The following is a 12,563-nucleotide window of genomic DNA, read 5'->3' as shown; positions in this document are numbered from 1 at the left end:
CCGGGGCTCGCACCGGGCAGTGAGAGGACGACGACATGGCATCGACCTGGCTCGTGGTGGGGCTCGGCAACCCCGGCCCGCGATATGAGACCACCCGGCACAACATCGGTCAGATGGTGGTCGATGAGCTGGCCTCGCGACGCGGCGAGGCGTTCCGCGAGCACAAGGGCGGAGCGCGCGTCGTCGAGACGTGGCTGCGTCCTGGCGCGGACAAGCTCGTGCTGGCCAAGCCGAACACCTTCATGAACGTCTCGGGTACTCCGGTCGCGGCACTGGCGCGCTTCTACTCGGTGCCTGCAGAGCAGGTCATCGTCGTGCACGACGAACTCGACATCCCCTTCGACACGGTCAAGCTCAAGATCGGCGGCGGGCACGGTGGGCACAACGGCGTGCGCGACATCGCTCGGGCTCTCGGGACGGCAGAGTTCCCGCGTGTGCGCGTGGGAATCGGCCGTCCGGTCGGCCGCCAGGATCCGGCTGACTGGGTGCTCTCACCCTTCGGCAAAGAGGAACGGCCGAACCTGCCGATCCTCGTCGACGATGCCGCCGACGCGGTCGAGCTCCTCGTCGGCGAAGGACTTCTCGCGGCGCAGCAGAAGCACCACGCACCGCGCTGACGCCGCGGTGGTGCTCCCGCCGCTCCAGGAGCACCGTCAGGACGTGTAGGTCGCGAATCCTGTCGCACTGCCGGCCGCGAGAGCGCCGACGAGCACGATGAAGAAGATGACCGCGCCGAGCACGGCGACGACGACAGCGGCGATACCGGTTCCACGGCCCCTGCGCTTCGCGATGGCGATGATGCCGAGCACGATCGCAGTGATCCCGAGGATCGTGCCGATCCAGAAGGACAGCTCGGCCCAGAGGACCTGGTCGCGCGCGGGGGAGAGCACGCTGAGGTCTTCGGCGGTCGACGTCGTGACACCCTGCGGGAGGACGCGTCCGATCTCGAAGGCCGCGATGCCGGCGATGATCGGAGCGACGACCGCCGCGAGGAGTGAAAGCACCAGCGCGATCGTCCCGAACAGGCCGGAGGGGCGGACCGTGGTGTCGGGGGCCGTGTAGGTGCCCGCCGGGGAGGCGTAGCCGCCGACCGGGACCTGGTACGCGCCCGGAGGGGCTGCCGGGTACGCGGCAGCCGGAGCGTTCGGGGTCGTCGCGTACGGCGGTGCGACGGGCGGTGCCGGCGGCGCGAAGGGCTCGGCGCCGGAGGGGGGAGGCAGCTGTGGATCAGTCACGTCCCCCATCCTAGGGCGCGGCTCAGACGCGTCGGAGGAGCCCCACGCGGTCGTACACGTTCGAGAGGGTCGCATCGGCGACGGCGTCCGCGCGTCCGGCGTTCTCGGCCAGGATGCGGTCGAGTTCGGCAGGATCGTCGAGCAGTTCGAGCGCACGCGCGCGCACGGGCTTGAATTCGTTCACGACCACCTCGGCGAGGCCCTTCTTGAAGTCGCCGTAGCCGCGACCTGCGTACTCGTCCTCGATCGCGGCGACCTGGCGACCGCTGAGGGCCGCGTAGATCGTGAGCAGGTTCGAGACGCCGGGCTTGTTCTCCCGGTCGAAGCGCACGGAACCCTCGTTGTCGGTCACCGCTCGCATGACCTTCTTCGCCGACTTCGCCGGGTCGTCGAGCATCCACAGGACTCCCGCGTCGCTCTCCGCCGACTTCGACATCTTGGTGGTCGGGTTCTGCAGATCGTAGATGCGCGCGGTCTCCTTCTGGATGACCGGCAACGGCACGGTGAAGGTCTCACCGAAGCGGGAGTTGAAGCGCTCGGCGAGATCGCGGGTGAGCTCGACGTGCTGCTTCTGGTCGTCGCCCACGGGCACCACATCCGTCTGGTACAGAAGGATGTCGGCGGCCATGAGGACCGGGTACGTGAACAGGCCGACGCTGGTCGCATCGGCTCCGTAGCGCGACGATTTGTCCTTGAACTGCGTCATACGGCCGGCCTCGCCGAAACCGGTGATCGTGCTGAGGATCCAGGCGAGCTCGGCGTGCGCGCGCACGTGGGACTGCACGTACAGGGTCGACAGCGACGGCTCGATGCCCGCGGCGATGTACTGCGCCGCGGTGCGACGCGTCTTCTCGCGGAGCTCGGCCGGGTCCTGTGCGACGGTGAGCGCGTGCAGGTCGACGACCGAGAAGTAGGCATCGTAGGAGCTCTGCAGGTCCCGCCACTGGAGCAGCGCGCCGATGTAGTTGCCGATCTGGAGGGAGTCGGCGGAGGGCTGCATTCCGGAGTAAAGGCGAGGTTTCGTCACACCCCCAATCCTATGGGGTGCGTGCGTGGCCCATACGATGGGCGGATGACGCCCGAATCCCCTCGCCGCCGCCGACGAGGGGACGCAGCCCTCTACGTCGAGGTCCTCATCCGCGCGCCGCTGGAGGATGTCTGGCGACTGACGCAGGATCCCGCCTCGCACGTGCGGTGGGATGCGCGATTCACGGACATCGTTCCGCAGCGCACGCGATCCGACGGCGCGCGGGAGTTCCGATACGAGCTCGATCTCGGGGTGCACACGATCCGCGGCACCGGCGTCTCTCTCGCCACCCGCGAGGGGCCCGTGGGCGAGCGGACCTCGGCTCTGCTGTTCGACACGGAGGATGCACTGTCGCCGCTGGGCGCCGGTCGCGGGTACTGGCGATACATCCCGACGCCGGACGGTGTGCGATTCCTGACCGGCTACGACTACGCGCCGGGATGGGGTTGGCTCGGGCGTCTGTTCGACCCGCTCGTCATCCGCCCGTTCGTGTGGTGGCTGACCGCCCGGAGCTTCGACCGCCTGCGGATGTGGGCGGAGGAGGGCACCTCCCCTGAGCAGGCCAGCGGATGGCGGTCGCTGCGTCGCGGATATCGGCCCCGAGCGCGGAACTGTCGTTCACAGCCTCCCCGCCGCACCGGGAGAACGATCATGGAAGACGCACCGAGATCGCTCGAGGAGATCGCATGACGGCGGGCACCGGAATCTTCGAACGCGCGCTCGGAGACGATTTCGCCCGCCTCCACCCGCAGCTGCAGCGTCGCTTCGGGGTCGGTGTCGAGGCGGGATACGGCTGCATCGGACGAGGCACGATGACGGAGGTGCGTCGCGGCCCCTGGTGGACGCTGCCCTTCCTCCTGATCGGGACCTTCCGCAACATCCTCTTCCCGGAGCGCGGACACGATGTCCCCTTCCGGATCGACAACCACGCGTACCTCGACGATTTCGGCCGCGAGACCGTGACGTTCGTCCGGACGATGGAGGTGCGCCCCGGTCGTCGCCGACGCTTCGACGCCACGATGATCTACAGCGACGCCCGCCGTCGAGTGGTCGACTACCTGGGCACTCATCAGCACCTGGCGGTCGACCTGGATCTGACCGTCACCGACGACGGCGCTCTGCAGCTGACGTCCGGCGAGCAGCGGTTCTACGAGGGGCCTCTCGCGTTCCGATTCCCGATGCTGTTCAGCGGGCGCGCGCGACTGCGGGAGCGATACGACGACGAGCAGCAGCGGTACCTGATCGATCTCGAGATCCACAACGACGTCCTGGGATTCCTGTTCGGCTACCGCGGCGCGTTCACGTGCGAGTTCGTCGACGGGCCGGCGCCCGCGACCGTGAAGCCCTATCGCGAGGAGCTTCGCGAATGACGGCCAGGGGCGCCGTGTTCCTCGCCGCGCTCGGCGACGATGCGGAGCGGCTGCACCCGGAGATCCTCGCGCAGATGCGGGTGGAGGCCGAGAGTGACAGCGCGGTCGGCGTGTTCACGGTCGCCGGCAGCCGGTTCGGGCGGCTGACCGCTCTGGGGTACCCGGTAGTGGGCCCCGGACTGCTGGTCACACGTTTCGCCCGCGATGTCCCGTTCCGGATAGACACGGTCGCGGGTCGGTCGGGATCGGGCCGGGCCACCCTCGCGGCTCGGCGGGAATTCCGCTTTCCCGGGAAGGTCCAGCACATCTCCGATCGCCTCACGGTGACCGGCCGTCCCGGAATCTTCCACAATGCGCTGGGGGTGCGCGGGCGCGTGGAGATGCTCGAAGAGTGTTCCGTCACGCCCGAGGGGGCACTGCGGATGCGCTCCCGCGCGGTCGCCCTGCGCGTCGGCAGACGTCGCATCGTGCTGCGCGGCATCCTGCGCCTCGATGTCGACCTCGTCGACGGCTGGGACGAGGCAGAGCACCGTCGCACCATCGCGATGCGTGCCACCAGCCCCGTGCTGGGGACGGTCCTCGAGTACCGCGGCTGGTACCGTCACACGGATGCCCCGGCGGTACCCGAGGGTGGCCTCGGATCGGGTCAGTACGAGTAGTCGACGACGACCGGAGCGTGATCGCTCCAGCGCTGATCGTAGGCCGCCGCACGGGCCACGTGATAGGTCGTGACGCGCTCGGCGAGTGCCGGCGTCGCGAGGTGATAGTCGATGCGCCAGCCGGAGTCGTTGTCGAACGCCTGACCGCGCATGGACCACCACGTGTACGGTCCGTCGATCTCGCCGTGGAACCGGCGGCCGACGTCGACCCAGCCGAGGCCCGTGCCGATCGTGCCGTCGACGGCGGTGATCTCTGCGCCGGACTCACCGAGGAAGCGGTCGAAATACGCCCGCTCGCGGGGCAGGAAGCCGGCCTTCTTGCGGTTGCCGCGCCAGTTCTTGATGTCGAGCTCTCGGTGCCCGACGTTGAGGTCTCCCGTGACCAGCGCGAGTGCGCCGTCGGCCCCGAGCTCGCCGAGCCGCGTGCCGAACGCGTCGAGGAACTTCCACTTCTCGTCCTGCTTCGGGGTGTCGGCCTCTCCGGAGTGCACGTACGCGCTCACGACGGTCAGCGGACGGTCGCCGATCAGGTAGTCGGCCTCGATCCAGCGGCCCTTCGAGTCGAAGTCCGCGGCACCGAACTCGGTGCGCGACGCGAGGGCCGGCGTGCGGCTCGCGATGGCGACGCCCGCGCGGCCCTTGGCGGTGGCCTCGTCATGCACGAACGACCAGCCGGGCAGCGCGGCTTCGAGGTGTTCGTCCTGTCCGCGGACCTCCTGGAGTGTGAGGATGTCGACACCGGCTTCGTCGAGCCAGCTGCTCATCCCGTTGCGAGCCGCCGCTCGGATCCCGTTGACATTGACCGTGGCGATACGCAGATGGGGCATGCGAACAAGCCTAACGAGCGTCGCCGACATCCCGGGACGGCCGGTGCAGGTCGGCGATGAGGCGCTGCGCGAAGGGGGTGGGCGAATCCACGGGCGGGGGAGGGGAGGCCTCGAGAGCCGCGAGCTCGTTCTCCGCAGCCCGCACCGCCCGTCCGGCGGTCCATGCCTGGAACCACGGGGCGGCGTCGCGGGCGGCATGGGCCTCTCGCACACGGATCTGCGCCGCGGTGAGCAGCGTCTCGTACTCGATCAGGCGGCGCTCCGCCTCGGTCTGCTCCAGCAGGGGCTGGTCCCGGTCGTTCGCGGCGACCGCGATCCAGGACGACGCCACCAGCATCACGACGCCGTTGACGCGGAACCAGAGCAGGAGGCCGATGAAGATGGCGAAGGTCGCGAGCAGCGGATTCGATGGGGTGTAGCTCAGCAGGAAGCCGGCTCCGTATTGGAGCACGGTCATCGCGCCGCCGCCGAGCAGGGCCCCGGGCCAGATGGTCCGCCACTGCAGAGACGTTCCCGTGAGGAAGCGGACCATGGCGGCCAGCGCCGTCGACATGATGGCGAACGACACGATGACGGTCGCGATGCGGATGCCGAGGTTCAGCCCGTCCGAGCCGGAATCCCAGCCCAGCAGGCTGAGGAGCCAGCTCAACACGGCGGCGCTGGCGGAGCTGAGGAGTGAGCCGACGATCAGCGAGACGCCGAAGATCAGGGCCGCGAGCAAGTCGCGGGCCTTCAGGATGACGTAGCTGCGCCGGTCCGGAGGAAGGCCGAAGATGTCCCTCGTCGCTCGCCGCGAGAACGTCACCCAGCCGATGGCCGTCCAGATGACGGTTCCGAGGGCGATCAGACCGGTGATGCCCAGGACGTTGGCGGTGCTCGCGGCGACGTCCTGCACCTGTTCCGGCGTGAAGACGCCGCCCTCGGGGAGGATCAGGTTGGGGATGTAGCTGTTGATCATGTCGATCAGACCGTTGACGGCTTCCTCGCTGCCACCGAGCCAGAGCCCGGCGATGGCGAAGGCGAGGTAGATGGCCGCGAAGATCGCGAAGAGCGCCTGATAGCTCACACCCGCAGCGAGCAGGAATCCGTTGTGCTGCAGGAAGTGCCGCCAGACGCGCACGGGGAACAGGCCGAGGGTGCGCTGCGTGAGTGCGGTCGCGCGCTCGACGGCCGCATCGAGGCGACCGGGCTCGGCCGCGGAGCCATCGGGTTCAGACACGTCCCCACCCTATCCAAGCGCTGCGCGATGCGAGAGCAGCCGGGCACGCGAGAACAGGCGACGACATGAGAACAGGCGGCCCCCGAAGGGAACCGCCTGTTTTCTCGGATGATGGCCTGATGCGGCGCGTCAGGGACGCCCGCGAAGGACCGCCTGCTTGACCTCGGCGATGGCCTTGGTGACCTCGATGCCGCGGGGGCAGGCCTCGGAGCAGTTGAAGGTCGTGCGGCAGCGCCACACGCCTTCCTTGTCGTTGAGGATGTCCAGACGCACGGCCGCGTTGTCGTCGCGGGAGTCGAAGATGAAGCGGTGCGCGTTCACGATCGCGGCGGGGCCGAAGTACTGACCGTCTGTCCAGAACACGGGGCAGGACGAGGTGCACGCGGCGCACAGGATGCACTTGGTGGTGTCGTCGAAGATCTCGCGGTCGGCGATGGTCTGGACGCGCTCCTTGCCCTTCTCCGGGACGGAGCTGGCGACGAGGAACGGCTGCACCTCGCGGTATGAGGCGAAGAACGGCTCCATGTCGACGACGAGGTCCTTCTCCAGCGGCAGACCCTTGATGGCTTCCACGTAGATGGGCTTCGAGATGTCGAGGTCCTTGATCAGCGTCTTGCAGGCCAGGCGGTTGCGGCCGTTGATGCGCATGGCGTCGGAGCCACAGATGCCGTGTGCGCAGGAGCGGCGGAAGGTCAGCGAGCCGTCGACCTCCCACTTGATCTTGTGCAGCGCATCGAGGACGCGGTCGGTGGAGTAGAGCTCCACGTCGTAGTCGACCCAGTGCGGTTCCGCGTCGACCTCGGGGTCGAAGCGGCGGATGTTGAACGTCACGATGAAGGACTGGATGCCGGTCTCTTCGGTCGTGTCCGCGGGTGCTTCGGCGATGGCGTTCGACATTCTCAGTACTTCCTCTCCATCGGCGGGTAGTTCAACTCGCCCTGATCGTTCTTCGTGAAGACGACGGGCTTCCAGTCGAGCTTGATGTGGTCGCTCGGGGTCGACGAGTGCGGGTCGCCGGTGAGGTAGGCCATGGTGTGCTTCATGTACTTCTCGTCGTCACGCGTCGGGAAGTCGTCGCGCATGTGGCCGCCGCGGCTCTCCTCGCGGTTCTGCGCGGCGTAGACCACGACCTCGGCGATGTCGAGCAGGAAGCCCAGCTCGACGGCCTCGAGCAGGTCGGTGTTGAAACGCTTGCCCTTGTCGTCGACGTGCACGTTCTTGTAGCGCTCACGCAGCTCGGCGATCACGCCCAGCACGTGCTGCAGCGAGTCGTGCGTGCGGAACACCTGAGCGCCCTTGTCCATCTCGTCCTGCAGCGTCTTGCGCAGCACGGCGATGCGCTCGGTGCCCTGGTTGTTGCGCAGGTCCTCGAGCATGCCGGAGACGAAACCGGCGGGGTTTTCGGGCAGCGGCACGAACTCGGCCGTCTTGACGTACTCGACGGCGTTGCGGCCGCTGCGCTTGCCGAACACGTTGATGTCGAGCAGCGAGTTGGTGCCGAGGCGGTTGGCGCCGTGCACCGAGACGCAGGCGCACTCGCCGGCGGCGTACAGGCCGGGGACGACCGTGTCGTTGTCGGCCAGGACCTCGCCGTTGTTGTTGGTCGGGATGCCGCCCATGGCGTAGTGCGCGGTCGGCATCACCGGGACCGGCTCGACGACCGGGTCGACGCCCAGGTACGTGCGGGCGAACTCCGTGATGTCGGGCAGCTTGGTCTCGAGGACCTCGGCGCCCAGGTGCGTGCAGTCCAGCAGCACGTAGTCCTTGTGCGGGCCGGCGCCGCGGCCTTCTGCGACCTCCTGCACCATGCAGCGCGCGACGATGTCACGCGGAGCGAGGTCCTTGATCGTCGGGGCGTAGCGCTCCATGAACCGCTCGCCCGAGGCGTTGCGCAGGATCGCGCCCTCTCCACGGGCGCCCTCGGTGAGGAGGATGCCGAGGCCGGCGAGTCCGGTCGGATGGAACTGGAAGAACTCCAAGTCCTCGAGGGGGAGGCCCTTGCGCCAGACGATGCCGACGCCGTCGCCCGTGAGGGTGTGCGCGTTCGAGGTCGTCTTGAAGATCTTGCCGAAGCCGCCGGTCGCGAAGATCACGGCCTTGGCCTGGAACACGTGCAGCTCGCCGGTCGAGAGGTCGTACGCGACGACGCCCGAGACCTGGGTCTTGCCGTCGGCATCCTTCACCGTCAGCAGGTCGAGCACATAGAACTCGTTGAAGAAGTTGATGCCGAGCTTGACGCAGTTCTGGAACAGCGTCTGCAGGATCATGTGGCCGGTGCGGTCGGCGGCGTAGCAGGCGCGGCGGACCGGGGTCTTGCCGTGCTCTGCCGTGTGCCCGCCGAAACGGCGCTGGTCGATCTTGCCCTCGGGCGTGCGGTTGAAGGGGAGGCCCATGTTCTCGAGGTCGATGACCGCCTCGATGGCCTCCTTCGCGAGGATCTCCGCCGCGTCCTGGTCGACGAGGTAGTCGCCGCCCTTGACGGTGTCGAAGGTGTGCCACTCCCAGGAGTCCTCTTCGACGTTCGCGAGGGCTGCCGCCATGCCGCCCTGCGCTGCACCGGTGTGCGAGCGCGTGGGGTACAGCTTGGAGATCACGGCGGTCTTCGCGCCGGGGCCGGCCTCGATGGCGGCCCGCATGCCGGCGCCACCGGCGCCAACGATCACGATGTCGAACTGGTGGTAATGCACGCCGTCACGGACGACGGAATCCTGCGTCTCGGTAGTCACTTCTTCTTAGCCTTCTTCTCAGTTCCCGACCAGTGCGGCGCATTCGCTCCACAGGACGCTGTCCTCGGTCGCACCCAGGCACGGGTCGAACGTGAAGACGACGAGCGTGCCCAGGATGATGAGCAGGCCGGCGGCGAGCCCGAGGGCCCAGGTGAGGGCCTTCCGGGCGGTGGTGTTCGTGACGTAGTCGTTCACGATCGTGCGCATGCCGTTGGCGCCGTGGATCAGTGCGAGCCACAGCATCAGCACGTCCCACCACTGCCAGAACGGCGTGGCGAACTTGCCGGCGATGAATGCGAAGTCGAGGGCGTGGATGCCCTCGCCGACCATGAGGTTGACGAAGAGGTGGCCGAAGATCAGCACGACGAGCACGACGCCCGAGGCGCGCATGAAGACCCAGCCCCACTTCTCGAGGTTGACTCCGCGCCGGCGGCGAGCCGGGGCTGCGATGGTCTGCGCGGTCATCAGTGTCCCCCTCCGAATCCGGCGAACGCGAGCATCAGGTGGCGGGGCACGAAGCCGGCCATGATGATGCCCCAGACCAGCAGCACGCCCCAGAAGAGCTGACGCTGGTACTTGGCGCCCTTCGACCAGAAGTCGACGGCGATGATGCGTAGCCCGTTCATCGCGTGGAACACGATGCCGGCCACGAGCACGACCTCGCCGAGCGCCATGATGGGGTTCTTGTACGTGCCGATCACGGCGTTGTACGCCTCCGGCGAGACCCTGATCAGTGCCGTGTCGAGCACGTGCACCAACAGGAAGAAGAAGATGGCGACTCCGGTGATGCGGTGAAGCACCCACGACCACATGCCTTCGCGGCCCCGATAAAGGGTGCCGCGGGGGGTCTTGGACGTGGTTTCCGAAATCGACGGTGTCAAGCGAGCGCTCGTGGACACGGTCGTCCTCCCTGATCGATGTGCGTCGGTCGCATGCGCTGCTCTCGTTCAAGTGTGAGCCTGTCGAAGTCAGGCACGCCCGATCGCTGTCCATCCTATTCCTGTCAGAAGACTGGGAGCGACGAAGGGGAGCCTAAGTATCTCGATGTCGAGAGGTCTCGTCGGGCTACCCTGGCAGGGTGAGCGCACCCATCAAGGATTTCTACGCAGTGATTCCCGCCGGCGGCATCGGCAGCCGGCTCTGGCCGCTCTCCCGTGCGGACGCGCCCAAGTTCCTGCACGACCTCACGGGTTCCGGGCATTCGCTGCTCCGTGACACCTGGGACCGCCTGGAGCCGCTCAGCGGATCCGACCGGATCGCCGTGGTCACCGGGCGCGCGCACCGTGCCGCGGTCGAGGCCGAGCTGCCGGGCATCGCCGACCTCAACGTCTTCCTGGAGTCGGAGCCGCGGGAGTCCGCCGCCGCGATCGGCCTCGCCGCCGCGATCCTGCACCGGCGCGAGCCCGACGTGATCATCGGCTCGTTCAGCGCGGACCATGTGATCCGCAGCACGCGCGTGTTCGAGTTCGCGGTGCGCGACGCCGTCGAGGTCGCCCGCGAGGGATACATCTGCACCATCGGCATCTCGCCCACCGAGCCCGCGATCGGGTTCGGTTACATCAAGAAGGGTCCGGAGCTGGTCGTCGACGGCGCGCGTGAGGCCGCGCTAGTGGAGAGCTTCGTCGAGAAGCCCGACCTGGAGACGGCGAAGGAGTATCTCGCCGATCGCGACTATCTGTGGAACGCCGGCATGTTCATCGCGAAGGCGAGCGTGCTGCTGGAGGAACTCGCCGCGAACGAGCCCGAGCTGCACGCCGGGCTCCTCGAACTCGCCGAGGCCTGGGACGACCGCGAGCTGCGCGGACCTGCGGTCGACCGCATCTGGCCGCGCCTGAAGAAGATCGCCATCGACTACGCGGTGGCCGAGCCGGCCGCCCGCCGCGGACGGCTCGCCGTCGTCCCCGGTCACTTCGACTGGGACGACGTGGGCGACTTCGCCTCGCTGACCAAGCTCATCAACAACGGGCGCAAGAACGACCTCGCCGTCCTCGGGCCGAACGCCCGGGTGCTGACCGACGGCGCGAGCGGAATCCTCGTCAGCCAGACGTCTCGGGTGATCAGCCTGGTGGGCGTCCAGGACATCGTCGTCGTCGACACCCCCGATGCTCTGCTGGTCACCACGGTCGAGCACGCGCAGCGGGTGAAGGGCGTCGTCGAGTCCCTCAAGCTCACCGGCCGGGGAGACGTGCTCTGACGCCTGCGCCGATGAGCAGGCGTTCACGCTCATCGGGTGGCTTGATTTCAGCTTTGTAACCTTTGGCCAGCGCATCCGCTGCGCACGTGCGCAAAAGGCGAAACAGTAGGTAACTTTGATCGATCCGCGATGGCCGCGGTTTCGTTGAGGGAGGCATCAGTTGACCATCTCCACCACCAAGAAGCTGCTCGGCGCGACGGTCGCCGCGGGCGTCATCTTCGCGCTCGCCGGCTGCGGTCAGGCACCGACCGACAAGCCCGCAGGCTCCGAGAAGCCGGTCGACTCCGACTTCCTTCCCTGCCTCATCTCCGACGCGGGCGGCTGGAACGACAAGTCGTTCAACCAGTCGGCCAAGGAGGGCATGGACAGCGCGGCTGAAGAACTCAGCATCAAGCCGCTCGAGTTCGAGTCCGCGAACGACAACGACTACGCCCCGAACCTCGAGACCGCCGTCTCCGAAGGCTGCTCGCTCATCGTCGCGGTCGGCTTCAAGCTCTCGGCAGCCACGGTCGAGTCCGCGCTCGCGAACCCCGAGATCGACTACGCGATCATCGACGACTACGCCGACAACGACTTCGACGGCACCACCGATGCTCCGAACATCAAGCCCCTCGTCTTCGACACCGCGCAGGCGGCCTACCTCGGCGGCTACGCCGCGGCAGCCTGGTCCGCGCAGAGCGGCGTGAACAAGGTCGGCACCTTCGGCGGCATGCAGATCCCGTCGGTCGCCGTGTTCATGGACGGCTACCAGCTCGGCGTCGACAAGTACAACGAGGACAAGTCGGCTGCGGTCGAGGTCTTCGGTTGGGACGCCGCGACGCAGAAGGGCTCGTTCACGGGCGGCTTCGACGCGAACGACACCGCCAAGCAGACCGCGCAGGGCGTGCTCGACCAGGGCGTCGACGTGATCCTCCCGGTCGGCGGTCCCGTCTACCAGAGCGCTGCTGCGGCGATCACCGACAGTGGCAAGGACACGCTGATGCTCGGCGTCGACAGCGACCTGGCCGTGGCTGACCCGAACGTGGCCGGCATGACGCTGGTCTCGATCATGAAGGCGATCGACGTCGCCGTGCATGACGCCACCGTCGCCGCCGCCGCCGGTGAGTTCGACGCAGCGCCGTACGTGGGCACGCTCGAGAACGAGGGCGTCAAGCTCTCCGGTTTCGGCGACTTCGAGGGCGACCTCCCCGAGGGCCTGGTCGACGAGCTGGCCGAGCTGCAGAAGCAGATCATCGCCGGTGACATCACGGTGGAGTCCGAGAACTCCCCGTAAGTCGTAACCGGTCCAGCACGGGGCGAGTGGTGA

General features: G+C 67.9%; 14 protein-coding genes. 6 read left to right on the top strand and 8 right to left on the bottom strand.

What is annotated here, in order from left to right; translation table 11 throughout:
* Positions 1–35: 35 nt before the first annotated feature.
* Complete coding sequence (pth, locus tag BQ2383_RS05575) at positions 36–617, top strand: aminoacyl-tRNA hydrolase (RefSeq protein WP_091030851.1); 582 nt, start codon at positions 36–38, stop codon at positions 615–617.
* Between the two features lie 36 nt (positions 618–653).
* Here the strand turns inward: pth and BQ2383_RS05570 are convergent, their stop codons facing one another.
* Both BQ2383_RS05570 and trpS read right to left on the bottom strand, forming a co-directional pair.
* Positions 654–1,244 (bottom strand): hypothetical protein, encoded by a 591-nt coding sequence (locus BQ2383_RS05570; RefSeq protein WP_244175908.1) that lies wholly within the window; start codon positions 1,242–1,244, stop codon positions 654–656.
* Between the two features lie 13 nt (positions 1,245–1,257).
* Positions 1,258–2,262, bottom strand: coding sequence for a tryptophan--tRNA ligase (gene trpS, locus BQ2383_RS05565; RefSeq protein WP_091030845.1), 1,005 nt, complete (start codon positions 2,260–2,262; stop codon positions 1,258–1,260).
* Positions 2,263–2,307: 45 nt separating this feature from the next.
* Between trpS and BQ2383_RS05560 the strand changes: the two genes are divergently transcribed.
* The 3 genes from BQ2383_RS05560 to BQ2383_RS05550 are packed head-to-tail and all read left to right on the top strand — an operon-like array spanning position 2,308 to position 4,291.
* Entirely contained in the window at positions 2,308–2,952 is a 645-nt protein-coding gene (locus BQ2383_RS05560) for a hypothetical protein (protein ID WP_091030842.1), read from the top strand.
* The gene (locus BQ2383_RS05555; protein ID WP_091030840.1) at positions 2,949–3,632 is read left to right on the top strand and encodes a DUF4166 domain-containing protein; all 684 of its coding nucleotides are present in this window, start codon (positions 2,949–2,951) and stop codon (positions 3,630–3,632) included. Before BQ2383_RS05560 ends, BQ2383_RS05555 begins: the two co-directional genes overlap by 4 nt.
* The gene (locus BQ2383_RS05550; RefSeq protein WP_091030837.1) at positions 3,629–4,291 is read left to right on the top strand and encodes a DUF4166 domain-containing protein; all 663 of its coding nucleotides are present in this window, start codon (positions 3,629–3,631) and stop codon (positions 4,289–4,291) included. Before BQ2383_RS05555 ends, BQ2383_RS05550 begins: the two co-directional genes overlap by 4 nt.
* On the opposite strand, the gene BQ2383_RS05545 is transcribed toward BQ2383_RS05550, so the two are convergent.
* The 6 genes from BQ2383_RS05545 to sdhC form a co-directional block, all read right to left on the bottom strand.
* On the bottom strand, positions 4,279–5,118 hold the full coding sequence (locus tag BQ2383_RS05545) for an exodeoxyribonuclease III (RefSeq protein ID WP_208617624.1): 840 nt from the start codon (positions 5,116–5,118) through the stop codon (positions 4,279–4,281). The genes BQ2383_RS05550 and BQ2383_RS05545 overlap by 13 nt on opposite strands.
* 10 nt (positions 5,119–5,128) lie before the next feature.
* Positions 5,129–6,337, bottom strand: coding sequence for a YihY/virulence factor BrkB family protein (locus tag BQ2383_RS05540; RefSeq protein WP_091030832.1), 1,209 nt, complete (start codon positions 6,335–6,337; stop codon positions 5,129–5,131).
* Positions 6,338–6,466: 129 nt separating this feature from the next.
* Complete coding sequence (locus tag BQ2383_RS05535) at positions 6,467–7,234, bottom strand: succinate dehydrogenase iron-sulfur subunit (RefSeq protein ID WP_091030828.1); 768 nt, start codon at positions 7,232–7,234, stop codon at positions 6,467–6,469.
* Positions 7,235–7,236: 2 nt separating this feature from the next.
* On the bottom strand, positions 7,237–9,063 hold the full coding sequence (sdhA, locus tag BQ2383_RS05530) for a succinate dehydrogenase flavoprotein subunit (protein WP_091030825.1): 1,827 nt from the start codon (positions 9,061–9,063) through the stop codon (positions 7,237–7,239).
* An 18-nt stretch (positions 9,064–9,081) separates the two neighbouring features.
* Entirely contained in the window at positions 9,082–9,528 is a 447-nt protein-coding gene (locus tag BQ2383_RS05525; protein WP_091030821.1) for a succinate dehydrogenase hydrophobic membrane anchor subunit, read from the bottom strand.
* Positions 9,528–9,962: a succinate dehydrogenase, cytochrome b556 subunit gene (sdhC, locus tag BQ2383_RS05520; protein WP_072591539.1), complete on the bottom strand. Its 435-nt coding sequence runs from the start codon at positions 9,960–9,962 to the stop codon at positions 9,528–9,530. The genes BQ2383_RS05525 and sdhC overlap by 1 nt, the downstream gene beginning before the upstream one ends.
* Positions 9,963–10,141: 179 nt before the next feature.
* Between sdhC and BQ2383_RS05515 the strand changes: the two genes are divergently transcribed.
* Together BQ2383_RS05515 and BQ2383_RS05510 are read left to right on the top strand one after the other, a co-directional pair.
* Entirely contained in the window at positions 10,142–11,257 is a 1,116-nt protein-coding gene (locus BQ2383_RS05515; protein WP_091030817.1) for a mannose-1-phosphate guanylyltransferase, read from the top strand.
* A 160-nt stretch (positions 11,258–11,417) separates the two neighbouring features.
* Positions 11,418–12,530: a BMP family lipoprotein gene (locus BQ2383_RS05510; protein ID WP_091030813.1), complete on the top strand. Its 1,113-nt coding sequence runs from the start codon at positions 11,418–11,420 to the stop codon at positions 12,528–12,530.
* The last annotated feature ends 33 nt before the right edge of the window (positions 12,531–12,563 follow it).

The organism is Microbacterium oxydans (assembly GCF_900095745.1).
Classification (GTDB): Bacteria; Actinomycetota; Actinomycetes; order Actinomycetales; family Microbacteriaceae; genus Microbacterium; species Microbacterium oxydans_B.
Note: the sequence above shows the minus strand (reverse complement) of the source record. Positions and strands in the feature narration are given on the sequence as shown.